Annotated in this window: 26 protein-coding genes; 6 read left to right on the top strand and 20 right to left on the bottom strand. The window is 65.0% G+C overall.

Annotation, left to right across the window (positions count from 1 at the left end):
• Positions 1-47: 47 nt before the first annotated feature.
• The 3 genes from QTI66_RS22040 to QTI66_RS22030 all read right to left on the bottom strand — a co-directional run bounded on the left by QTI66_RS22040 (position 48) and on the right by QTI66_RS22030 (position 1,523).
• Entirely contained in the window at positions 48-416 is a 369-nt protein-coding gene (locus QTI66_RS22040; RefSeq protein WP_286562037.1) for a nucleoside deaminase, read from the bottom strand.
• 140 nt (positions 417-556) lie between these two features.
• On the bottom strand, positions 557-892 hold the full coding sequence (locus QTI66_RS22035; RefSeq protein ID WP_286562036.1) for a hypothetical protein: 336 nt from the start codon (positions 890-892) through the stop codon (positions 557-559).
• A gap of 70 nt (positions 893-962) precedes the next feature.
• The gene (locus QTI66_RS22030) at positions 963-1,523 is read right to left on the bottom strand and encodes a dihydrofolate reductase family protein (RefSeq protein WP_286562035.1); all 561 of its coding nucleotides are present in this window, start codon (positions 1,521-1,523) and stop codon (positions 963-965) included.
• A gap of 234 nt (positions 1,524-1,757) precedes the next feature.
• Between QTI66_RS22030 and QTI66_RS22025 the strand changes: the two genes are divergently transcribed.
• Positions 1,758-3,272, top strand: a complete 1,515-nt coding sequence (locus QTI66_RS22025) for a carbohydrate-binding protein (protein WP_286562034.1) — start codon at positions 1,758-1,760, stop codon at positions 3,270-3,272.
• Here QTI66_RS22025 and QTI66_RS22020 read toward each other — a convergent pair.
• The 13 genes from QTI66_RS22020 to QTI66_RS21960 form a co-directional block, all read right to left on the bottom strand.
• Positions 3,181-3,393, bottom strand: a complete 213-nt coding sequence (locus QTI66_RS22020) for a DUF7661 family protein (protein WP_286562033.1) — start codon at positions 3,391-3,393, stop codon at positions 3,181-3,183. The two genes, QTI66_RS22025 and QTI66_RS22020, sit on opposite strands and share 92 nt — an antisense overlap.
• Before the next feature lie 103 nt (positions 3,394-3,496).
• On the bottom strand, positions 3,497-4,051 hold the full coding sequence (locus QTI66_RS22015; RefSeq protein WP_286562032.1) for a DUF4256 domain-containing protein: 555 nt from the start codon (positions 4,049-4,051) through the stop codon (positions 3,497-3,499).
• A 48-nt stretch (positions 4,052-4,099) separates the two neighbouring features.
• On the bottom strand, positions 4,100-4,531 hold the full coding sequence (locus tag QTI66_RS22010) for a hypothetical protein (protein WP_286562031.1): 432 nt from the start codon (positions 4,529-4,531) through the stop codon (positions 4,100-4,102).
• 2 nt (positions 4,532-4,533) lie between these two features.
• Entirely contained in the window at positions 4,534-4,971 is a 438-nt protein-coding gene (locus tag QTI66_RS22005) for a VOC family protein (RefSeq protein ID WP_286562029.1), read from the bottom strand.
• A 125-nt stretch (positions 4,972-5,096) separates the two neighbouring features.
• On the bottom strand, positions 5,097-5,804 hold the full coding sequence (locus tag QTI66_RS22000; protein ID WP_286562028.1) for an HAD family hydrolase: 708 nt from the start codon (positions 5,802-5,804) through the stop codon (positions 5,097-5,099).
• A gap of 15 nt (positions 5,805-5,819) precedes the next feature.
• A complete protein-coding gene (locus QTI66_RS21995) occupies positions 5,820-6,251 on the bottom strand; it encodes a YchJ family protein (protein WP_286562027.1) in 432 nt (143 codons plus the stop codon).
• Complete coding sequence (locus QTI66_RS21990) at positions 6,248-7,378, bottom strand: acyl-CoA dehydrogenase family protein (protein WP_286562026.1); 1,131 nt, start codon at positions 7,376-7,378, stop codon at positions 6,248-6,250. Before QTI66_RS21990 ends, QTI66_RS21995 begins: the two co-directional genes overlap by 4 nt.
• 28 nt (positions 7,379-7,406) lie before the next feature.
• Entirely contained in the window at positions 7,407-8,036 is a 630-nt protein-coding gene (locus tag QTI66_RS21985; protein WP_286562025.1) for a pyridoxamine 5'-phosphate oxidase family protein, read from the bottom strand.
• A 4-nt stretch (positions 8,037-8,040) separates the two neighbouring features.
• Positions 8,041-9,288 carry a glutamate carboxypeptidase gene (locus tag QTI66_RS21980; protein ID WP_286562024.1) on the bottom strand — a complete coding sequence of 416 codons (1,248 nt, stop codon included), beginning with the start codon at positions 9,286-9,288 and terminating at the stop codon, positions 8,041-8,043.
• 81 nt (positions 9,289-9,369) lie between these two features.
• On the bottom strand, positions 9,370-10,554 hold the full coding sequence (locus QTI66_RS21975; RefSeq protein WP_286562023.1) for an acetyl-CoA C-acyltransferase: 1,185 nt from the start codon (positions 10,552-10,554) through the stop codon (positions 9,370-9,372).
• Positions 10,555-10,572: 18 nt separating this feature from the next.
• The gene (gene aceK / locus QTI66_RS21970) at positions 10,573-12,393 is read right to left on the bottom strand and encodes a bifunctional isocitrate dehydrogenase kinase/phosphatase (protein ID WP_286562022.1); all 1,821 of its coding nucleotides are present in this window, start codon (positions 12,391-12,393) and stop codon (positions 10,573-10,575) included.
• A gap of 37 nt (positions 12,394-12,430) precedes the next feature.
• The gene (gene can, locus QTI66_RS21965) at positions 12,431-13,117 is read right to left on the bottom strand and encodes a carbonate dehydratase (RefSeq protein WP_286562021.1); all 687 of its coding nucleotides are present in this window, start codon (positions 13,115-13,117) and stop codon (positions 12,431-12,433) included.
• Positions 13,118-13,144: 27 nt separating this feature from the next.
• Positions 13,145-13,543 carry a MerR family transcriptional regulator gene (locus QTI66_RS21960; RefSeq protein ID WP_286562475.1) on the bottom strand — a complete coding sequence of 133 codons (399 nt, stop codon included), beginning with the start codon at positions 13,541-13,543 and terminating at the stop codon, positions 13,145-13,147.
• Between the two features lie 109 nt (positions 13,544-13,652).
• Between QTI66_RS21960 and QTI66_RS21955 the strand changes: the two genes are divergently transcribed.
• On the top strand, positions 13,653-14,717 hold the full coding sequence (locus QTI66_RS21955) for an MBL fold metallo-hydrolase (RefSeq protein WP_286562020.1): 1,065 nt from the start codon (positions 13,653-13,655) through the stop codon (positions 14,715-14,717).
• Between the two features lie 23 nt (positions 14,718-14,740).
• On the opposite strand, the gene QTI66_RS21950 is transcribed toward QTI66_RS21955, so the two are convergent.
• Positions 14,741-15,406, bottom strand: coding sequence for a GNAT family N-acetyltransferase (locus QTI66_RS21950; RefSeq protein ID WP_286562019.1), 666 nt, complete (start codon positions 15,404-15,406; stop codon positions 14,741-14,743).
• Positions 15,407-15,570: 164 nt separating this feature from the next.
• On the opposite strand from QTI66_RS21950, the gene QTI66_RS21945 reads away from it, so the two are divergent.
• The 3 genes from QTI66_RS21945 to QTI66_RS21935 are packed head-to-tail and all read left to right on the top strand — an operon-like array spanning position 15,571 to position 18,817.
• Positions 15,571-16,197: a response regulator gene (locus tag QTI66_RS21945; protein ID WP_286562018.1), complete on the top strand. Its 627-nt coding sequence runs from the start codon at positions 15,571-15,573 to the stop codon at positions 16,195-16,197.
• Positions 16,184-18,016, top strand: coding sequence for an ATP-binding response regulator (locus QTI66_RS21940; RefSeq protein WP_286562017.1), 1,833 nt, complete (start codon positions 16,184-16,186; stop codon positions 18,014-18,016). Before QTI66_RS21945 ends, QTI66_RS21940 begins: the two co-directional genes overlap by 14 nt.
• 27 nt (positions 18,017-18,043) lie before the next feature.
• Entirely contained in the window at positions 18,044-18,817 is a 774-nt protein-coding gene (locus tag QTI66_RS21935) for an SDR family oxidoreductase (protein WP_286562016.1), read from the top strand.
• A gap of 16 nt (positions 18,818-18,833) precedes the next feature.
• On the opposite strand, the gene QTI66_RS21930 is transcribed toward QTI66_RS21935, so the two are convergent.
• A complete protein-coding gene (locus tag QTI66_RS21930; protein ID WP_286562015.1) occupies positions 18,834-19,559 on the bottom strand; it encodes an alpha/beta fold hydrolase in 726 nt (241 codons plus the stop codon).
• A 52-nt stretch (positions 19,560-19,611) separates the two neighbouring features.
• Positions 19,612-19,959 (bottom strand): hypothetical protein, encoded by a 348-nt coding sequence (locus QTI66_RS21925; protein WP_286562014.1) that lies wholly within the window; start codon positions 19,957-19,959, stop codon positions 19,612-19,614.
• 170 nt (positions 19,960-20,129) lie between these two features.
• On the opposite strand from QTI66_RS21925, the gene QTI66_RS21920 reads away from it, so the two are divergent.
• Entirely contained in the window at positions 20,130-21,623 is a 1,494-nt protein-coding gene (locus QTI66_RS21920) for an aminotransferase-like domain-containing protein (protein WP_286562013.1), read from the top strand.
• On the opposite strand, the gene QTI66_RS21915 is transcribed toward QTI66_RS21920, so the two are convergent.
• Entirely contained in the window at positions 21,592-22,572 is a 981-nt protein-coding gene (locus QTI66_RS21915; RefSeq protein WP_286562012.1) for a M48 family metallopeptidase, read from the bottom strand. The two genes, QTI66_RS21920 and QTI66_RS21915, sit on opposite strands and share 32 nt — an antisense overlap.
• Positions 22,573-22,599: the final 27 nt, after the last annotated feature.

Raw genomic sequence — 22,599 nt, 5'->3', positions numbered from 1 at the left:
CCTTTTTTGTGTCGGCGGGCCTGCTGTGGAAGGCGCGCCGCTGATGGTCAATCGCGTGTGCGGCGCGGCACACCGGCGTCGGTCAATCCGGACCCGAAATACATCTGGCTCACCTGCGCCTCGGCCGCTGCCGCCTCGCACAAACTGCAAGGCCGGGACGTCGAGTACAGGATCGTGCCTGGCAATTCCTTTCGACCGAGCCGGCGCTGCGCGTCCCGGATCGCCTCGCGCTCCGCATGCGCATCCATGCTTTGGTTCTTGACGACGCGACTCGGCCCCTCACCGACCAGCGTGCCTTCCAGCACCAGCACGGCACCATAGGGCTGGTCGCCCCACGACTCGGCCTGTCGGCGCATGGACAGCGCCGCCTCGTACCACTTGGGATCAGGATGTGCAGACGTGTTGCCTGCCCACACCGGGGTGAATGCGCCAATGAGCGGGGGGCACGTGACAGCTGCCAGCAGGGCGCGGCGTTTCGAATCCGGCTTTGACTGTGGAGCATGAGCGGACATGGGCCGCCTGAATTTCCCGCAACTGCGGTCGCCGCGTCAAGGCCTCAGACAAAATCAATCGGAAACCTTTTCGTGTAGTGGCGGGACCGCACGTAGCTCTGGTTGAAAGCCTGCAGCGGATTGAAGTAGCTCTGCCACATCACCAGGTCCCGCGGCAAGAAGGCCTCCATGTCGCCTCCATAAAGCGAGCTGCGGGCAATGTAGAGCGACAACCCGAGGTCATCCACGAACGTGGCATGCACCATCGGATCGGGATTGCCTCCGTCCGGCGTCAGGCGCATCGCCTTCAGGTTCTTGATGACCTGGCCATTCGCCTCGCGCCAGCGGCTGTACAACTGCTGCCCCGGCTGAAGAACGTGAACCGGCCTCTGTTCTGACATCGTCGGGCTCCAGTTGAGTATGTGACCTGCGCAATCTATAGCCAGGCGAATCCGGCGGGCATCCTCCAAACTAACGAGGTCGGGGCACTTCGTACCGAAGCTCCGCGAAACCGGACCCGACCTGTTGAACGGATGTCAGTCGCAGCGCAGCTGCCCCCATGATCCGGCGCGGCAACAGCGGCTTGCCTTTGCCCAGGGTGACGGAACCGACCTGAACGATGACCTCGTCCAGCAACCCCGCGTCGTAGATCTGACCCACCAAGTCCCCGCCGCCAACGATCCACAGGTTCTTGCCGGATGCTGCCAGCTGCATCTGGTCGTGCACGGGTCGAACCTCGCCGCGTACGAAGCGGATGTCCGCTCCCGGTATGGGTTCAAGGTGGCGAGACGAGAACACCCAGGTCGGCTGTGCATAGGGCCACGGCGCAGCTTGACCGGTTCCGGGTTTGACGACATGACGCAGCATCCACTCGTACGTGGACGAGCCCATGGCGAGCGCCCCCACCTCCTTGATGAAAGCCGGATAGCTCGTGTCGTTGATGTCGCCGAGGGGGAAGAGCCACTCGAGCGAGTCATCTTCGGTGGCGATGAATCCGTCGAGGCTCGATGCGGTGTAGTACTGGGTCTTCATGTTGCTCCGCGATTTCTTGCTGGATACGAGCATCGTCAGCGATACACCAGTGCCTCGCTCAACGGCCATGGGAAAGGCGTACACACGGGGTAAATTCAATGCAATGAGTGCGTCGAACGGGTAATCGCCCCCAGGTTCATGCAAGCAGCGTAACGCAGCCTCCTCGTGCAAGGGAATAGGCCCTTCCATGCAGATATAAGGACCTCCCATTTGCGGGCACTTCGGGAGGTTCTGATGAAGCATCGTCAATCAGCCATTCTTCTTGCGCTGCTGGGAAGTGGCTTCGGCTATTCCAGCGTTGCGCAGATTCAAGGCAACTCCCTTTTTGCACGCCAGCCCGCGCAAAGGGCAGCACGCAGCGCCGAGCCCGTCGCGCGATTGCCATCCACGCGCAGCTTCGAGGTGATCAGCCCGAACCCGGGCGTGGTCGCCAACGATACGCCGACGATTGCCATTGACTTGCCCGGTGCAGACGGGCGCCTGGCGCTCAAGCAGAAGTTTGAAACGCTCAACGATGGCACGCAGGTCTGGCACGGCAATTTTTCGCCGGGGCGCAGCCGCTCCGCAGCGGAGGCGCCAGCCGATGACCAGAACGCAGTCACCATCGTGCGCAATGGCGACAGGATCACGGGGACAGTTCGCTACAACGGTCAGTTGTTCAACATCACCCCCTTGGCCGGCGGCGGGCATGCGCTTGTCGAGGTCGATGAATCAAAGCTTCCGACGCTCGTCGGTGACGAACTTCCACCGCCACCTGAAGCAAGGGTGAGCGCGGCCAGTGCAGCACTCCTGTGCACGCCTGCGTGGAGCGCTGACCAGACCTACGACACGCCCGGTAAACGCGTGAGCCGGAACGGCCAGAACTACGAGAACAAGTGGTGGACGCGAGGCGACGATCCAACGCAAAGCGGTCCGTATGGTGCGTGGGCATCGGTAGGGGCTTGTGGTGCCGGGGCCCCGGCTCCGGCGCCATCGCCGCCTCCGCCGGCCCCGGCGCCAGTTCCGGCTCCGGCGCCAGTTCCAGCCCCGACGCCTGTTCCGACTCCGACTCCGACTCCGGCACCGGCGCCGGCGCCGCCTTCGTCATCATGCAACCCCACCTGGTCTGCGGCGACTACATACGACCGAGCCGGTGCCAAAGTGACCTGGCAAGGCAAGAACTATGAAAGCAAGTGGTGGACGAAGGGTGACGACCCGAGCGCCGCCGGACCTTGGGGCGCGTGGACACCGCTGGGCGATTGCAGCACGGCACCAGCGCCGGCGCCCGCACCAGCACCAGCACCTCCTCCGCCTCCACCACCACCACCACCACCACCACCACCGCCACCGCCACCTGCACCAAGCGCCGACGACATCACCACATTGCGCGTCCTCGTAGTCGCTACGAACGAGGCCATGAAGTCGCTCATAACGGATCTCCAGGCCACGGCACAGTTGGCCATTGCAGAAAGCAACCAGGGGTTCATCAACAGCAAGGTCAAGATCAAATTCGAGCTTGCTGGCACGTGGGTGGACCCCAACTATGTCGAGGCGAGCTCCAACAACCTCATCCTGGAAGACCTGACCAGGATGGACGACGGAAAGCTGGAAGGTGTGCGCCGCGAACGGCAAGCGCTGGGTGGCCGCGCTGACTCACTTGCAGGCGCGGCACTTGAACTCATGGAATTCTTCGTACCTCGCCATTGGTGGGCGTTGCGCTTTCGTGGAAGAGATCGGCAAGATATTGCTCGAGCTCATGCTCCGGGATGAACTCGGGGACAACGAACGCAGCAGGTCGGCGCTTGCCCTCCGCACCCATGTCGAAGGCCTGCCATCGATCGCCCTGCCGCTCGATGCCGACGATGTGTCCGAACACGTTGAACCTGTGCATGTCGGCCCCCAAACGTTGAAGTTGAGCAACGGACCAAGCGCCTTGCCGAGGGCGTCGGCCCGAGCGACCGGCAAGGCTCCCCGGCGCTGCGCTTCGGCAAAGTTCAAACCCGAAGCAATCCACGAAAACCTCTGGCCGCGTAGTAAGACTGCACGCCGTTGTGATAGACGAAGACCTTGCCATATCGCCGATCACAGAAGAGGCCGCCGCCCAGTGCTCTCACGTCCGATGGCGTTTTGATCCAGCTGGAGGTCTTGGTATCGAATTCACCAAGCGTCTGCAGCGCTCGATACTGCTCTTCCGTCAGCAGCTCGACGCCAATCTCCGTAGCCATTTCGACTGCGCTGGAATCGGGCTTGTGCTCCTTCCTGGCGTTGCGCGCCTCTTCGTCGTAACAGGTACTTCTGCGTCCTGAGGGACTTTCCGGGGAGCAGTCACAGAAGATGAAGTGACCGGACTCCTTGTCGTGGCCAATGACATCCGGCTCACCGCCTGTGGCTTCCATGTGGCCTAGCGACGTGAGCGCATCGAGATGGCTTTCGAGCCGCTCCTGCACATCGGCCCATGCGACCTTGGCATGTCGGTGCATGTTCTTCTCGAAACGCGTCTTCAGGGTATGGATCAGCGTTTCTCGTTCATTTTTCGCCTTCATGTTCATCGCGATGCCTTCTTTGCAATCGATTGCCCCACAACGCACAGTTTGACATCACAGCACTGACCATCGCAAGACAACGCCGTAGACGTGAACCAGCCCAATGACAAGGCAAATGCCAGAAGAAACGAGCCAGAAGGTCCGGGAGTTCTCGGGAAAGGCTGGCCTGAGCACAGGGAATGCAACTGCGCGGAGCAAGTACACGGCACAGATGGCGGGGAGCACGAGCTTTGCAAGCGGCAGACCACGAATGACGCCAGCGCCTGCCAACGCATAAGCAGCCCAGATGAAGAGCACGGCTGCGATGAACAGCGTCACAAAAGCAGGCCGGAGTTTCCGGGCCTCAACGGCGCGCGCCATCTTCTCGCCTGCGCCCATGAACCGGTATGCAGGCGCGCCCAGGAAGATGCAAGCCAAATGAGCCACCGCAGCCGCGGCGCTGAGCACCCCGCCAACGATGAGCGCTTGAGATCCGGAAATGGCCATGGCTACCCAAGCTCCTGGGCAAGCCCGATGAGGATTCCCTCGGGCCCCCGGATGTAGCAGAGCCGATAGCTGTCTTGATACCGGACCACTTTGCCGACGAGCTTCGCGCCACGCTTGACGAGCCGGGCGAGCGTATCGTCGATGTCCTCCACGGTGAACATGACGCGCAGGTAACCGAGCGCGTTCACCGGGGCGCTGCGGTGATCGGCGGCCACAGGCGGCGCGAGGAATCGGGAGATCTCGAGCCGGCTGTGACCGTCGGGCGTACGCATCATGGCGATCTCGGCGCGCATGTTGCGCAATCCCGTGACGCCGTCTGCCCAGTCTCCTTCGATTGGCGCGCGCCCCTCCAGCTCGAGGCCAAGTTCGGTGAAGAACTCAATGGCAGCATCGATGTCTTCGACAACGATGCCGACGTTGTCCATGCGTTTGACCGTCATTGCGTCTCCTTGGCGTCTGACGAATGGTGAGCCGCCGCCCCAACTGCGGGGCGCGAGCAGTTGGCTCGTAGCAGGTCGCTCCAACTGATGGCAATGCGACACCACTCAGGCAGGGCGCGGCCTGCTCAGTCCGCTGGACGCCGTGCAAGCGGCGCCCCGTATCCCGCCAGCACCTCCGGCAACCGCCCCATCTCCGTAAAAACCTGCGCCACCCCAATCGCCCGGAGCGCATCCGCACTGCTGTGACTCAACCCACCCGGGCTGTAGCCAAACACAGTCGCACCCGCGGCAATACCCGCCATCGCGCCCGTCACCGTGTCTTCAACTACCGCACACCGCTCAGGCTCGACGCCCAGCGCACGCGCCGCCGCGATATAGACATCCGGCGCAGGCTTGGAACGCGGCATCTCATGGCCGCTGAAAATGCGGCCCTTGAAGGCGTCGAGCACGCCGATCTTTTCCAGCTGGAGTTCGACTTTGAACCGGTCCGCGCCTGACGCGCAGGCAATGCGGCCGCCCAGGCTCGCGTGCAGCGCGCGCACCGCCGCGGGCGCGCCGTCGATCTCGACCAAGTCGCGGTCGAGCGCTTCATTGCGCCGGGCCCGAAAGCTCAGCAGCCACTCGTTCGTCAGCTGAACGCCCGTGTTGGCCTCGATCAATGCCGTCTCGTCCATGACCGCCTTGCCCACGAAGGTGCGCATGCACTCTTCCAGCGTGAGCGACCAGCCGAGTTCTTCCAGCATGTCGCGCAGCACGCGGTTGGTGATGGGTTCGGAATCGACCAGCACGCCGTCGCAGTCGAACAGCACGGCATCGAAGGGGAAAGGTGTCATTGCAAAGAGAGGGCTTCAGGCTTCGTCATCGACATGCACGACGGCGTCGAGATAGTACCAACGCCAGAGGTCGCCATCGGCCTCGCGCAGGAAGCGGCTGCGCTCTTCCAGCCGCGTCGCGCGGCCCGAGGCGTCGCGCATGCGGGCCACGAATTCGACTTCGGCATGGCCATCATCAACTTGCATGTGCGAGCGCACGGCCAAGCCGAGCCAACGCATGTCGGGTTCGAAATCGATCGTCGCCGGCCGCGTGCTGGCGTGCCATGTGGCGAGCAGGTAGTCGCCGCGCTCGCGCACAAAAGCGGTGTAGCGCGAGCGCATGAGCGATTCGGCATCGGGCGCCGGCGTGTTCGCAAAGTCGTCGATGAAGCGACCACAGCATTGCGCATAGGTGAGCGGCTTGCCGGGTCGCAACCCGCGTCCGCAGGGGCAGGCGTCGGCGGTCAAGCGAGTGCGCGCTGGATCAACAGCTTCTGGATGTCGGACGTGCCTTCATAAATCTGGCACACACGCACGTCGCGATAAATGCGTTCCAGCGGGAAGTCGTTCACATAGCCATAGCCGCCCAGCGTCTGGATGGCGGCGCTGCAGACCTTCTCGGCCATTTCGCTGGCAAAGAGCTTGGCCATGGCGGCCTCCTTGAGGCAGGGCAGGCCTGCGTCGCGCATGGCAGCCGCGTGCCAGATGAGCTGGCGCGCCGCCTCGAGTTGCGTGGCGCATTCGGCCAATCGGAAGCCAACCGCCTGCTGGTCGAAGATGGCGCCGCCGAACGCCTGGCGCTCCTTGGCATAGGCCACCGCCACGTCGAAGGCGCTGCGGGCCATGCCCACGCTTTGCGCTGCGATGCCGATGCGCCCGCCTTCGAGCCCGCCCAGCGCAATCTTGTAGCCCTCGCCTTCCTGCCCGATCAGGTTCTCGGAGGGAATGCGGCAGCCGTCGAAGTTGATCTGCGCGGTGTCGCTGCTGTGCTGGCCGAGCTTGTCTTCGAGGCGCGCGACGTTGTAGCCCGGTGCATCGGTGGGCACCAGGAAGGCGCTCATGCCGCGCTTGCCTGCGCTCTTTTCCGTCACCGCGATCACGATGGCGACGTGGCCGTTCTTGCCGCTGGTGATGAATTGCTTGACGCCGTCGATCACGTAGCCGTCGGCATCGCGCCGCGCGGTGGTGCGCAGGCTCGACGCATCGCTGCCCGCCTGCGGCTCGGTCAGGCAGAACGCGCCGAGCATCTGGCCTTGCGCGAGCGGCTGCAGCCACTTCTTCTTTTGTTGCGCATTGCCATAGCGCATGAGGATGGCGTTGACGGGGCAGTTGGTCACGCTGATGGCGGTGCTGGTGCCGCCGTCGCCTGCCGCGATTTCCTCGAGCACGATGGCCAGCGTGACGTAGTCCAGCCCTGCCCCGCCGTCGTCTTCCGGCACGCAGATGCCGTAGGCGCCCAGCGCGGCGAGGCCGGTGTGCGCTTCTTTCGGAAAGCTGTGGTCGCGGTCCCATTGCGGGGCGTGCGGCCACAGTTCGGCTTGCGCAAAGGCGCGCACGGCCTCGCGAACGGATTCCTGGTCGGGGGTCAGCAGCATGGGGTGGTTCCTGTCTCGTGTTGATGTCTTATGGCGCGGGTTGGCGTTCCTGGTCCAGTTGCTCGCGATAGCGCGCCAGCATCCCGGCTTGCGATTCGGCAGCAGTCTGGCCCTGCGTCTGGTCGCGGATCATCTGGTTCATCGTGGGCAAGGCGTCGCGCGATGGCCACGTGGCCGGCTGCCAGAGTTCGGAGCGCATGAAGGCCTTCGCGCAATGCAGGTAGGCCTCTTCGATCTGCACCTCGATGACAAGCTTGGGGCGCTGGCGTTCCTGCGCGAAGACGTCGACGAACGCAGCCTCATCGCGCAAGCGAGCGGTGCCGTTGACGCGCAGCGTCTCGTCGACGCCCGGCACCATGAAGAGGAGGCCGATGCGCGGATCGGCCAGCAGGTTCTCGAGCGTGTCCAGCCGGTTGTTGCCGCCGCTGTCGGGCAGCAGCAGCGTGCGGTCGTCCGCCACCTTGACGAAGCCCGGCGCGCCGCCGCGTGGCGATGCGTCGAGCAGTTGCCCCGCCACGCCGGCACTGGAGACCACGCAGAACGGTGACAACGCAATGAAGCGCCGGCAGTGCACATCCAACTGCGCCATCTGCTTGCGCACGGCCCGCTCGCCGGGTTCGTCGTACAGCGTGCGCAACTGGGGTGTGGTGCCGATCATGGTGTCACTTGCCTTGCCCGAGGTCCATGATCATCTTGCTTGCCATGTACAGGCGCCGCGGGATGGCGCTGATGTCGACGTACTCGGCCTTGTCGCTGTGATAACCAAAGCCCGGCAGGCCGAGGCTTTCGATGACGGGCTTGCCCGAGAGCGCGGCGTAGGCGGCGTCGGAGCCGCCACCGGTGCGCTCGACCAATTCCAGCTCGCCGCCCGCCTCCTTGTAGTAGCCCACGGCCTTGTCGATCAGCAGCTTGCCGCCTGCGCCGGCGTTGAAGGCCGGGCGACCGCGCGTGACGACGATCTTGACGTCGGCGGCCTGCAGCTTCTTTTGCTGCGCCTTTTCTTCCAGCGTCTTCATGGCCGCCTCGAAGTCTTCGTTGCGTTCGTAGCGCACGTCGGCGTTGACCGTTGCGCTGTCGGGGATGATGTTGTTGGCGGTGCCGGCCTTGGCCATGGTCCAGTTGAAGCGCAGGCCCTTGGCCTTGTCGTCCAGTCCCATGGTGCGCAGCACCAGGTCGGATGCCTCGACCAGCGAGTTGACACCCGCCTCCGGCGCCACGCCCGCATGCGACGCCTTGCCGGTGATGTTGGCCTGCACGTAGGCAATGCCCGAGGTGCCCAGCACGAAGTTCTCCTTGCCCGCCGACGTGGGCTCGAAGGACAGGATGTAGTCCGCCTTTTTCGCCTCTTCCTGGATGACGTCGCGCGAGCCGAAGGAGCCCTTCTCTTCGTCGGTGTTGAACAGCACCGTGATCGAGCCGAAGTCCTGGAAGTCGCGCGCCTTCAGCAGCTTGAGCGTGTGCACGATCACCGCGATGCCGCCCTTGTCGTCGGCAATGCCGGGGCCGTAGGCCTTGTCGCCCTCGATCTTGAAGGGCGCCTTGGCGAGCATGCCGCGGGGGTAGACCGTGTCCATGTGGGCAAGCAGCAGCAAGCTCTTGCCACCCTTGCCCTTGAGCTTGCCGATGATGTTGTCGCCGACCACGTTGCCCGCCGCCTTGCTGCGGGACGTGCTGAAGCCCAGCGACTTGAGTTCGTCCTCGAGGTATTTGCCCGATGTCGCAAGGCCTTCGGCGTCGCCGGTGCCGGTTTCGATGTTCACGAGTCGCTCCAGCGTCTTGATGACGGCTGGCTTCTCTGCGGTGGCTTCCGCGAAGAGCGCTTCATGTCGGGTCTGGCTCCAGGCCGCCGGCGTCGCGATGGCGGCGGCCAGCAAGGTGAACAGTGAAGCGCGGGGAATGGCGAAAGGCATGGCTCGAAAACTCCCTTTTGATTCTTGTTGGACGCAAGAGCGGCGACGCGCGAAGTGCGCGCCACCGCGACGATGAAGACTTCAGATCAGTTCGATGGCGACCGCCGTGCCTTCGCCGCCACCGATGCACAAGGTGGCCACGCCGCGCTTTTGACCACGCGCTTGCAACGCATGCATCAACGTCACCATGATGCGGGCGCCGCTCGCGCCGATCGGATGGCCCAGGGCGCAAGCGCCGCCATGCACGTTGACGATGTCATGCGCCACGCCCATCTCCGCCATCAGCGCCATCGGCACGACGGCGAAGGCTTCGTTGACTTCCCACAGGTCGACGTCCTTCACGTTCCAGCCGGTCTTCGCGAAAAGCTTCTGCACGGCACCGACGGGCGCGGTGGAAAACCACTCGGGCTGCTGCGCGTGCGTGGCGTGGCCGACCAGGCGCGCGAGCGGCTTGGCACCGATCTTCTTCGCGTGCGATTCGGTCATCATGACCAGCGCCGCGGCGCCGTCGTTGATGGACGAACTCGATGCCGCGGTGATGGTGCCGCCGTCCTTCTTGAACGCGGGCTTGAGCGTCGGGATCTTGTCGAGCTTGACCTTGCCCGGACCTTCGTCGATGGCGACGACGGTGTCGCCGCCACGACCCTTCACGGTCACGGGCGTGATCTCGGCCTTGAACAAGCCGTCGGCGGTGGCGTGCTTGGCGCGCTCGACGCTGGCCACGGCAAACGCATCCTGCTGCTCGCGCGTGAACTTGTACTTGGCGGCGCAGTCTTCGCCGAAGGTGCCCATCGAGCGGCCGGGCTGGTAGGCGTCTTCGAGGCCGTCGAGCATCATGTGGTCGAAGATGCGGTCGTGTCCCATGCGGTAGCCGCCGCGGCCCTTGAGCATGAGGTAGGGCGCGTTGGTCATGCTTTCCATGCCGCCCGCGACCATGACGTCGTGCGTGCCGGCCAGTAGCAGGTCGTGCGCCAGCATCGCGGCCTTCATGGCCGAGCCGCACATCTTGCTGAGCGTCACGGCGCCGGCGCTGTCGGGCAGGCCGCCCTTGTAGGCCGCCTGGCGCGCGGGCGCCTGGCCCTGCCCTGCCATCAAGCAGTTGCCGAACAGCACTTCGCCGACCGAATCAGGCGCAATGCCGGCGCGCTCGACGGCGGCCTTGATCGCCGCGCCGCCGAGGTCGTGCGCGGAGAGGGAAGAAAAGTCGCCCTGGAAGCCGCCCATGGGCGTGCGGGCAGCACCGACGATGACGATGGATTCAGGCATGGAGTTCTCCTTCAGGTTTCAAAAATAAGCCGCGTGGCCGTCGTGGACGAAGCGCTGCGCTTCGTCGTAAGGGAAGACATCGAGCATTTGCCCGGCCTTGATGCGCTCCTTGTGGCTTTGCCAGAAGGCGGCGTCGAGCAGGTCCGCGTGGTGCGCCATGAAGGCCTTTCGCACCCGGTCGTTGCCCAGCAGGAAGGGCTCGAAGGTTTCGGGGAACACATCCTTCGGGCCGACCGAATACCAGACCTCGCCGCTCATCTCGTCTTCCTCGTTGCGTGGCGCGGGCACCTTGCGGAAGTTGCAGTCGGTGAGGTATTCGATTTCGTCGTAGTCATAGAACACCACCTTGCCGCCGCGCGTGACGCCGAAGTTCTTCCACAGCATGTCGCCCGGGAAGATGTTGGCCGCCACCATGTCCTTGATGGCGTTTCCGTATTCGACGACGGCGTGCTCCAGTTGGTCCTGCGCGCGCTTGGCATGCGCTTCGTTGTCGGGGTTCGCGATCTGGTCAAAGGATTCCTGCAGGAAGAGGTTCAGCGGAATCATGCGTCGCTCGATGTAGACGTGCTTGAGCACGACCTCCATCTCACCGTTGCCGTCGCGGTCTCCGATGGCCAGTTGGCTGGGCGCGAACTTCTCGATCTCCTCGATCAGGTCGGGCTCGAAGCGGTCCAGTGGAAAACCCACGTCGCTGTATTCGAGCGTGTCGGCCATGCGCCCCACACGGTCGTGCTGCTTGACCAGCATGTACTTGCCCTTGATCTGCTCGCGGGTCGTGTCCTTTTGCGGCGGATAAAAATCCTTGATCAGCTTGAACACGAAGGGGAACGACGGCAGGTCGAACACCAGCATGACCATGCCCTTGATGCCGGGCGCAATGCGGAACTTGTCGCTCGAGTAATTCAGGTGCGAGAGAAAGTCGCGATAGAACAGCGTCTTGCCCTGCTTGGCCAGCCCCAGCGCGTTGTAGATCTCGGCGCGCGGCTTGCGCGGCATGAGCGAGCGCAGGAACTGAACATAGGCCGAGGGCACTTCCATCTCGACCATGAAGTAAGCACGCGCAAAGCTGAAGAGCAATTGCAGGTCGTCTTCGCCGAACAGGATCGCGTCAACGTAGAAATGGCCCTTGCTGTCGTGCAGGATCGGCAGCGCAAAGGGCAACTCAACAAAGCCGTTGATGATCTTGCCGACCACGTACGCGCCCTTGTTGCGATAGAACAGGCTGGAGAGCACCTGCACCTGGAAGTTGGCGCGCAGCTTCACCTGGTGAAAGCGACCGAGGATGGCGTGCGCCACGCGCGTCGCATCGCGGTGCAGGTTGGCGTACTTGCCCTGCAGTCCGAAGTCTTCGAGCATGCGCACGATGGTGTCGTCCAGCGTGTCGTGCGGCGGGTAGTAAGAGCGGTAGGTCGGCGCGTCGCGCGGCTCGATGTACTCCGTGCTGATCGCAGGACGCACAAAGATGAAGTCGTTCTGGAAATACGCGCGGTGCAGGATCTTGGTCGTGACCGAATTGAAGAAAGTCTCGGCCAGTTCGGGCTGGTGATGGTTCACCAGCAGCCCGATGAAGTGCAGCTTGACCTGGTGCCACACGTCCATGGGCTGTTCGCCCGCCTTGAATTCCTTTTCGAGCCGGGCCACCGCCTCGCTCACCCGAAGGTCGTAGAACTCGATGCGCTCGCGCTGGGCGCGCTGCTGGCCGTGCCAGTCCGCCGTTTCGAAGCGGTGCTTGGCACGGGCCGACTCCGCGCGAAAAAGCCGGTAATGCCGGTTGAAGCCATCCGCCATCGCTTTCGCGATGTCATAGGCCAGCGGCGAATCGAGTCGTTGCGGAAACATCTTTCTTTTTTCTCCCCCTGATTGAAATCCCGTGCGTTCAGGCTGCGGCTTGTCCGGGCGCCGCTGCGTCCCGCCACTTGGCCTGAATGCGTTCGACGGCGCGCTGGTGAAGTCCCTCGAGCGCTTCGCTGCTGCTCACCGTCATCTCCAGGTCGTTGAGCAGGCCGTCGTGCACGCCAAAAGCCCAGCCGTGGATGCGAACCTTCTGGCCGCGGCCCCAGGCGTCGAGCATCACGGTGCTCACGCAGACGTTGACCACCTGCTCGACCACGTTCAGCTCGCACAGCGCATTGGCACGCGTCGCTTCAGGCAGCGATTCGAGCAACACGCGATGACGGTCGCGCACGTCCTGGATGTGGCGGATCCAGTTGTCGGCCAGGCCGATGCGCGCGCCTTCCAGCGCGGCCTGCACACCCGAGCAGCCGTAGTGGCCCACCACCATGATGTGCTCCACCTTCAGGCGCTCGACGGCGAACTGGATCGACGAGAGCGCGTTCAGGTCGGAGTGCACGACGATGTTGGCCACGTTGCGGTGCACGAACACCTCGCCGGGCTCCAGCCCAGTGATCTGGTTGGCCGGCACGCGGCTGTCGGAGCAGCCGATCCACATGTACTTCGGCGTCTGTTGCTTGACCAGGCTGGTGAAGAAGCCGGGGCGGTCGCGCTCGACCTGGGCCGACCAGGCCCGGTTGTGCGCGAAGAGGTCGTTGAGGCTGTTTGGCATGGTTGGATTGTCGGTGAGGGTTGGAATTCAGGCGGCTTTGCGGGCGCGCGCCAATGTGGTGCGAGCCTTGCGCTCATGCTCGCGGACTTCGTCGAGATTGGCCTGCAACTCGGCCAGTTGCGCTTCGAGCTGGCTGCGGTGCTCTCCCAGGATGGCCAGGAACTTCTCCAGTTGCGGCACCGTGTCGCGCGGACTGTCGTACATGTCCAGGATGTCCCTGGCTTCCGTCAGGCTCAGGCCCAGGCGCTTGGCGCGCAGGGTGAGCGTCAGGCGCGCACGGTCGCGGCCGCTGTACACCCGCTGGCGTCCCCCGGGGCCACGGCGTTCGGGCGTGAGCAGGCCCATGTCCTCATAGAAGCGGATCGCCCGGGTGGTCAGTTCAAACTCCTGGGCGAGTTCTCCGATCGTGAAGGTCTGCGTGGGCATGGAAGTCAAGGGATTTCAAGGGCCGGATTGCGGGCGCGACAGCGGATTTTGGCCGCAGTGCCTACAATGCACGATTCTCATATGACGTTAACGTAAACGTCAACTGTACATGAACCTCCTCGAACGCGAACTGCATTACCCCTTGGGCGACGCGCTGCCCGAACCGGGTTCCTCCATGGAAGTTGCGCCGGGCGTTCGATGGATCCGCATGGTCCTGCCCTTTGCGCTCAACCACATCAACCTCTGGCTGCTGCGCGACGAAATCGACGGCGTGCAGGGCTGGAGCATTGTGGACTGCTGCATTTCGCGCGAGGAATCGCGCGCGCAGTGGGAGCAGGTGTTTGCCACGCAGCTTGAAGGCCTGCCCGTGCTGCGCGTGATCGTCACGCACATGCACCCGGACCACATCGGCCTGGCCAACTGGCTGTGCACGCGCTGGAATGTGCCGCTGTGGATGAGCTCCACCGACTATCACGTGGCGCGCATGCTCTGCGACGACGGCGACAGCGCGGCCGGCGGCGACGCGGCGGCAGACTTCTTTGCGTCCCATGGACTGGTGGACCCGGACGCCCTGGCCAAGCTCCGCGCGCGCACCAGCTACTACAGCAACCTGGTCGCAGGCGTGCCCAGGAGTTTCGTGCGCATCATGGATGGCGACGACATCGTCATCGGTGGCCGCGCGTGGCGTTGCATCAGCGGCTACGGCCATGCGCCGGAGCACATCTCGCTGTATTGCGCCGAACTCAACACCCTGCTGGGCGGCGACATGATGCTGCCGCGCATTTCCAGCAACGTGAGCGTGTACGCGGGCGAGCCCGAGGCCAACCCGCTGCGCATGTTCCTGGAAAGCATCGCGCGCTTTCGCAGCCTGCCGGTGGATGTGCTGGGCCTGCCGTCGCACGGCAAGCCCTTCACGGGCGTGCATCGGCGCGTGGAGCAGCTGGAAATGCATCACCGCGACCACCTCGCGGCCTTGCTCGATGCCTGCCTTTCGCGACCGCATTCGGCGGCCGATGCCTTGCCGATCCTCTTCAAGCGCGAGCTCGATCTGCACCAGATGACCTTTGCCATGGGCGAGGCCGTGGCCCACCTGCACTACCTTCGCTTCAACCGCCAGTTGAAGCGCACGCTGGGCGAGGACGGTATCTATCGCTTCGGCGCGCCGGCCCACTGAGGCGGGGCGAGGCGCCGGCGCATTCAACCGCGGGAAAGTGACGCCGGCCCCGCGTCGCCCAGGAGGCGATGAATCCATCCGGAAGCCTTGGTATCACGCGGGGAGCGGCGTGCCATCAGCTCGTGGGGCGGCGCTTCGACGTGCACGATGCCCGGATCGGCGGGGTCGCCCATGCAACGAAACCGGCAGTGCCGCATCAGCGCCAGCATCGGTTCGTTCTCGGCGGGCACGTCGCAGTGCAGTCGATCGATGCCGGCAGCGCAGGCCGCGCGACCCAATGCAAGCAATGCCCAGGTCGCAACGCCCCGGCGCTGCCACGCGTCGTCCACCACGAGCGCAAGCTCTGCCCTGCCGTCGCTCTCGTCGATTCTGTAGCGCGCATCCGCCACGAGGTGTTCGCACTGCCCCTCTTGCAGCGCCACCACCAGCGCCACATGGCGCGCATGGTCCACGCAGGTCAGGGCACGCATTGCGTCGGCCGATGCCGGTAGCGCTGCGTTGGGAAAGCGGCGCCTCCTGGATGGCTCCGACAGCCTGTTGACCATGTCGGCGAGCGCTTCGCTGTCCTGCGGCAGCACGGGCCGCAGCATCAGGCGCCGGCTGTTGCCCAGCGAACGCACATCGATCAGATGGGTTGGATAGTGTCCCGTCGCGCGCAGATTGCTGCGCGCCTCCCCAGGCCATTCCATGACCTCTGCTGCTTGTTTCATCCTTGACAGCTTATGAGTCTGCGCCGCCTTCTGCGTCCGCCAACCGTAGCGTTGACACGCCGCTCAAACTATGCCCTTGGCTGCACCTTTGCGCGCGAGCGATGTGGTAAACATGGCGCCCTGAGGGAGGAGAGGTACAAAAAATGAATGTACTCATGGTGGACGACCACGTCATGTTCCTGCAAGGCATGAAAGGCCTGCTGAACGTGCTGACGCCGCAACTGCGCGTCGAAACCACGCGCGACATCGGGCGCGCATCGCAGCTTGTGCAGGAGACTGCGTTCGATGTCGTGCTGCTCGACTGGCATCTCAACGACTGCAAGGGAGCCGAGGCCATTCGGCGCCTTCGCGAATCCGGATGCATGGCGCGCATCGTGGTGTTGTCGGGCGAAACTGACTCGGCGCTCATTCACGATGCCATCGAGCTTGGCGCGGCCGGCTTCATCCCCAAGGAATACAGCTCCGAGAAAATGGTGGAGGCCGTGCAGCAGGTGCTTGCCGGCCGCATTTTCCTTCCGTCCGAAGCGGCACCGCCGCGCATGCGGGAGGCGCCCTCCACCGACGCGCGACTGGCCGAACTGACCAGCCGCCAGATGGAGGTGTACCGCGCCGCCACGCGGGGCCTGTCCAACAAGCTGATTGCGCGGCAACTGGACATTGCCGAATCGACGGTCAAGGCGCACCTGAGCGCGGTGTACAGCGCCCTGGGCGTGCGCAACCGCACCGAAGCGGCCTACCAGGCATCGCGCGAGGGCCTTGACATTGGCTGATTCGCTGCCGCCCGACTTCGCAAACGCATCGCGGGACGCACGCATTCAAAGGCGCATCACAGAGCGCCGCACGGCCATGATGCTGCGCTACTCGCGGCGCCTGCCAGGCATCTTCATGGGCTTCGGCATCATGGCCTGCATCGGCTCCTGGCACGGCCTGGGCATATGGCCCTGCCTCTGGCTGCTTGGCATCGCCATGGTCACGGTCTATCGCATCTGCCTTGCACGCTCCATCGAGAAGCTGTCGGCAAGGCAGCAGGTGGATGCGTTGCCCCGGCTCATCCGCGGCTTTGCCGTCAATGGGCTGGCGACTTGCCCGCTTGCGGTCATGTCGTTCTTCACGCCCACGCTCATCGGGACCTTTGCCATGAGCGTCATGCTGATCGGTGCGCTTGCCGTGAGCGCCGCCTCGGTCGCCGCCTCGATGAGGGCCTTCGTGGGCTTTGGCACTCCCACGGTCGTGTGCCTGCTGGGTGGCTGGCTGATTCGCGGCGACGAAATCGGCTACTTTGCGTGCGGCGGCATCCTCTTTGCGTGGGCCATGTTCCTCGTCAGCGTGCGCGACCAGAACCGCACCATGTGGGTGTTGATGGGGGCGGTGGAAGACAACGCGCAGCTGTCCACTTCCGTTGAACTGGAGCGCGACCGGGCCAGGGCAGCGAGCAAGGCCAAGACCCGCTTCTTTGCGGCGGCCAGCCATGACTTGCGGCAACCCTTGCATGCGCTGTCGATCAATGCCACGACGCTGGACATCCTCGTGCGGCGCACCGACGACGAACTCCTCAAGCAGGTGAGCCACGGCATCAGCAGCGCGCTGCGGCACAGCGCGAGCCTGCTGGACGGCATTCTCGACATCTCACGACTCGACGCGCAGGCGATCGATGCGCGCCTTGCGCCCTTCGACATGTGCGCCCTGCTGCGAGCGGTGCGTGACGACTACGCGCCGCTGGCCGCCCAGCGCGGACTTTCGCTGGAGCTGCGCGTGCCGCCGGAGCCGTTGTGGGGCTGGACGGACCGCGACCAGTTCATGCGAATCCTGGGCAACCTGGTGAACAACGCCATCAAGTTCACCCGCATCGGCGGCGTCACGCTGTCGGCGGCGAAGGGGCCGGGCCATTGCGTGCTGGTGTGCGTGATCGACACCGGTCCCGGCATTGCGCCAGACCAGTGCGGTCGGGTGTTCGAGGAGTTCTACCAGATCGACAACGCATCGCGCGACCGCAGCCAGGGACTGGGCTTGGGCCTGGCCATCGTGCAGCGCACCGCGAACCTGCTCAAGCACAAGATCCGCCTGGACAGCGTGCCCGGCTTTGGCACCCTCTTCGAACTGCAGGTCGATGCAGCCGTTGCCCCGCCGCAAGAGGCGCCGCCCACCCGCGTGCCCCGACCTGCGCCGGTCGGACGGCCTCTCGCCGTGCTCGTGGTCGACGACGAAGTCGATGGACGCGCAGCGCTCAGCACCTACCTGCAGCAGCTGGGCTGGCCGGTGGAGACCGCGGCGGACGGCGAACAGGCCGCGCGCCTGCTGCAGTGCGGCTTTGTTCCCGATGTGCTTCTGGTGGACTATCGGCTTCGGGAGGAGACTGGCCTGGACGTGCTCGCGCGCCTGCGCCTGCATCAGCCCGGACTTGTCGCGGTCATCGTCACCGGGGAGACGGCGCCCGACCGCTTTGCGGAGCTTTCCGGCGTGGCGGCGCGCGTGCTGCACAAGCCGGTCGTCGGAGGCTTGCTCGCCCAGGTGCTGCAGGAAGTGGTGGCCGAGCACGAGCGGGAGGGAGCTGGCGCGCAGGTGACGGCGTCGGCCAGCGTCCTGCAATAAGCTGCGCTCTCTTTCAGGAGACATCGCATGGACACGACACAACTCTTTTCGCTCAAGGGCCGCACCGCCCTCATCACCGGCGGTTCGCGCGGCATCGGCCGCATGATCGCCGAGGGCTTTCTGGCGCAGGGCGCGCGCGTCTACATCTCGGCACGCAAGGCCGAGGCCTGCGACCAGACGGCAAAGGAGCTGTCGGCGCTTGGCCATTGCGCTTCGCTGCCGGCAGACGTGTCGACGCTGGAAGGCGCACAGGCGCTGGTCGCCGCCTATTCGAAGCACGAAGGCTCGCTCGGCATCCTGGTCAACAACGCCGGCGCGGCATGGGGCGCGCCCTATGACGAGTTTCCGGAAAGCGGCTGGGACAAGGTGGTGGACCTGAACCTCAAGGCGCCCTTCTTCCTGACGCAGGCTCTCACGCCGATGCTGCGCGCGGCTGCGACGGAGCACTTGTCCAAGGTGATCAACATCGCGTCGATCGACGGCGTGTCGGTCAATCCGCAGGAAACCTATTCGTATGCCGCGAGCAAGGCCGGCCTGATCCACCTCACGCGCCGCATGGCGCTGCGACTGGCCAAAGACGGCATCGTCGTGAGCGCCATCGCACCGGGCGCCTTTGCGTCGAACATGAACAAGGATGCGCGCGACCACGCCGACGAAGTCAGGAGCCGCATTCCGGCCGGTCGCATCGGCACGCCGGAAGACATGGCTGGCGCTGCCATCTTCCTGGCCTCGCGCGCCGGCGACTACGTGATGGGCTCCACGCTGATCGTGGACGGTGGCGTCACCCACGCAAGGGGCTGATCACCGGCTGACGCGCTCAGTCCAGTTCAGCAAGCAGCCGCGTCAATTCATCAGGCGCCGACACCATCGCGTCGTGACCCGTCTTCATCTCGACGTATCGCCAGTCGGCGCGGCCCTTGGCCACCTCGGCGCTCGGGCCGACCACGGCGTAGAGCGGGTCGGTGCAGCGGATGTAGGTCGCGGGCACGCCGTTGCCGACCGGGTTCTTCAGCGTGAGCACGGTCAGGAAGGTGTTCCACGGATGCGGCGTGAGCCGGCGGTCCACCCATGCAATGTCTTGCGCACTGTCGCGCCCCGGCACCAGGCCGAACGCGGTGGCAGGCGGCGCCGGCATGCTCAGGCCGCCGCTGGATTGCGCTGCGGACTGGCTTCGTGACGCCGCCACGTCGGGCGGCAGGCCTTCGAAGATGCTCTTGCCCGGCGTCGGGATGAGCGCATCGAGCAGCACCAGATGCCGCAGGCGCTGCGGCATGCGGTCGGCCACGCCGATGGCCGCATTGCCCCCAAAACTGTGGGCGACCAGGTACACGTCCGTCAGTTCCTCGGCCTCGATGACGTTGGCGATGTCGTCGACGAAGGTGTCGATGGTGATGTCCGGGCTCATCAGGTGCCGGCGCTCGCCCAGGCCCGTCTGCGTCGGCGTGTAGACCGCATGCCCGGCCGATCGAAGTCGCGCTGCGACCTCGCGCCAGCACCAGCCGCCATGCACCGCGCCGTGCACCAGCACGTAGGTTCTTTTCATTGCACTTGTCTCCGGGCCATCCGATGGCGTGTTGATCGAGCCCGGACATTATTCAACTCCACGCGCGGCGCAGGCTATTGACGAAAGCCATCACAGGCGCCGAGCGGGCGATGCGGTCCACGATCCGCTGGCCCAGCGCATGCAGCGCCGGGACCGGCTGGGTCTGCAATATCTGCGCGTCGGTGGTGGCCGTCAGCTCGAGCCAGCCGCCGTCGAGGAAGGTGTACGCCTCGCCTTGCCGCAAGAGCGTTGCGGGCGAGAACACCGTTTCGCCAAGCCAGCGCAAGGGCTCCTGAAGCCTGACGGTGCCGAAGATCACCTGAACCACAGTGCCCGCGGGAACGGTCGCACGGTGCATCTGGCCGCTTTGAAGGGAGATGGATCCTGTCGATGAACGCATGATGGGCCTTTCTGGAATGAAGCCTCATCGTAGGAATCGGGCCCCCTGAAAAACAGGCACAGCCAAGCGCTATTTCAGGCGCAGCAGACGGTCGCGCCCATCGTCTGTTATGGTCGTTTTGGCTCGATCTGCATCTGTTCCGTGGGTCCGTGATCCGGGAGCATCGACTGGTGACGAACACGCATCCCCTCTACAAGCGGCTGGCCGCCCACTACATTGGCGCGATTCGCTCCGGCACGCTCCAGCGCGGTGCACGCATGCCCTCGCTGCGCGCACTGATGCGCCAGCACGAGATCAGCCTGTCGACGGCCTTGCAGCTGTGCCGCGAACTGGAGAACGGTGGTTGGGTCGAGGCGCGGGAGCGCTCGGGCTACTTCGTCAGGACGCCGGCGCGCACCGGCATGGCGCGCGTCGAAGAACCGGCACCCGGGCTCGCAGCCGATCCGGCGCAATACGTGGGCATTCACGCGCGCGTCTCCGAATTCGTGGCCAATCGGCGCAGCCATGCGCTGAAGGCGAACTTTTCGATTGCCCGCGCGGCACCGCAGCTGTATCCCGGCGAAGCCTTGCGCGCGGCCGTCGTGCAGGGCTTGCGGCTGAGGCCCGATCAGCTCACCGTCGCGCCCCAGCAGCGCGGCGACCCGGCGTTTCGCACCGTGCTTGCACGCCGCGCGCTCGCCAGCGGCATGACGCTGTCGCCCGAGGACATCCTGGTGACCAACGGCTGCATCGAAGCCCTGAACATCGCCTTGCGCGCCGTGGCGCAGGCAGGCGACACGATCGCGGTGGAATCGCCGACTTTCTACGGGCTGCTCCAAGTGCTGGAAAGCCTGGGCCTGCGCGCGCTCGAAATTCCCACCAGCCCGCAGACGGGCATCTCCATCGAAGCGCTGGAACTCGCGGCCGACACCTACCGCGACATCAAGGCCGTCGTGGTGGTGCCGCACCTGCAGAACCCGCTGGGCAGCGTGATGCCTGACACCCACAAGGAACGGCTGGTGCGCCTGTGCGAAGAACGCGGCATGGCGCTGATCGAGGACGACACCTACAGCGAACTCGTCGACACCGACACGCCGCTGCGCGCGCTGAAGTCATGGGATGGCAGCGGCAACGTCATTCATTGCGCGTCGCTGCACAAGATCCTGGCGCCGGGGCTGCGTTTGGGCTGGATCACGGCAGGCCGATGGCAGGCGCGCGTGGAGATGCTCAAGTACGCGCAGACGCGCAACAACGAGTCCTTGTCGCAAGTGGGTGCCGCGACCTTCATGGCGACGGGTGCGTATGACCGCCACCTGCGCCGGCTGCGCAGCTTTCTGGCGACGCAACGCGAGAAGACGACCGAGGGCATCGCACGTTACTTTCCGCCCGGCACGCGGATGAACGTGCCCCAGGGCGGACTGCAACTGTGGGTCGAATTGCCGAACCGGCTGTCGGCCAGCCGGCTTTTTGACGCCGCCTTGGCGGAGCAGATCGCCTTTGCGCCAGGTTCGTTGTTTTCCAACTCCGCGCGCTTCGAGCACTTCATGCGCATCAACTGCGGCTGGCCGTATTCGCCGGAGGTTGACGCGGCGCTGCGTCGGCTGGGCGAGATGGCGTCGGCGTTGTCGGCGGCGCCAGCCGCGACGACACAACTCAGGACCAGCGCGGAACCGATTCTTCCTTGAGCTGGCGACGCAGCAGGTGGTAGTCGGGCACGACGCTTTCCACCGTTTCCCAGAAGCGCGGACTGTGGTCCATGACGCGCAGGTGGCTCAGCTCATGCGCCACCACGTAGTCGATCACCGTCATGCGGAAGTGCACCAGACGCCAATGCAGGCGGATCGCGCCGTCGGCACTCGCGCTGCCCCATCGCGTGGAAGCGTTCGACAGCGAGAGCTTCGTCCACTTGACGCCCAGGCGCGGTGCAAAGTGGTCCAGTCGCTCCGTGAAAATACGCCGCGCCTGGCGCATGAGCCAAGCCTGCGCGGCGTCGCGAACCTGCGCGCTGCTGGCGTTGTTGGCCAGCGCCAGCCGCAGCACATGCGGGCGGCCGTCGATGCCGGCGTCCAGGATCGCGCCGGCGCCCACGAAGGCGTGGCGCGGATCGAGTTGCACCGTCACCGGCTCGCCGAGGAAGTTGAAGCTCGCGCCGTCTTTCCACTCGATGCGCGAGGACTCCATGCGCGCCTGGCGCTCGCGCGTTTCGCCGAGCTTGCGCACGATCCAGTCCGCTTTCTCGAGCAGCGCGGCATCGACGTCGCGCAGCGCCACCCACTTGGGCGCCCGCACGCTGAGCCCTTCGGCGCCGACGACGAAGCCGATGGTGCGGCGCTTGGCGCGCGTGAATTCGTAGGCGACGCGCGCATTGCCCAGCCGAACTTCGCGCGTGGCGCGTGGATGCACGAAGCCAGCGGGCGCGATGGTGTCGGCGAGCAGGGCGGCCGGCATGGCCGGCAGCGCAAGCGGTGGCGCATCGATGGCTGCCGGCGCTTGGGCCGTGTCGCTCTGAACGGGTGTCACGACAGGCGGCTTCTTTGGCACCGCACGCTTCTTGCGCGGCGCCTGTCCGGCCGTCGGCACCGGCGCGGCCAGCTCGTCGAACAGATCCATGGTGAACTGAAGCAGGCTGCGCATGTTGCTGTTTTCCGTCCCCGTCTCGCG

This window comes from Variovorax brevis (genome assembly GCF_030317105.1).
GTDB classification, from domain to species: Bacteria; Pseudomonadota; Gammaproteobacteria; order Burkholderiales; family Burkholderiaceae_C; genus Variovorax; species Variovorax brevis.
This window is presented reverse-complemented; position numbering and strand designations above follow the sequence as displayed.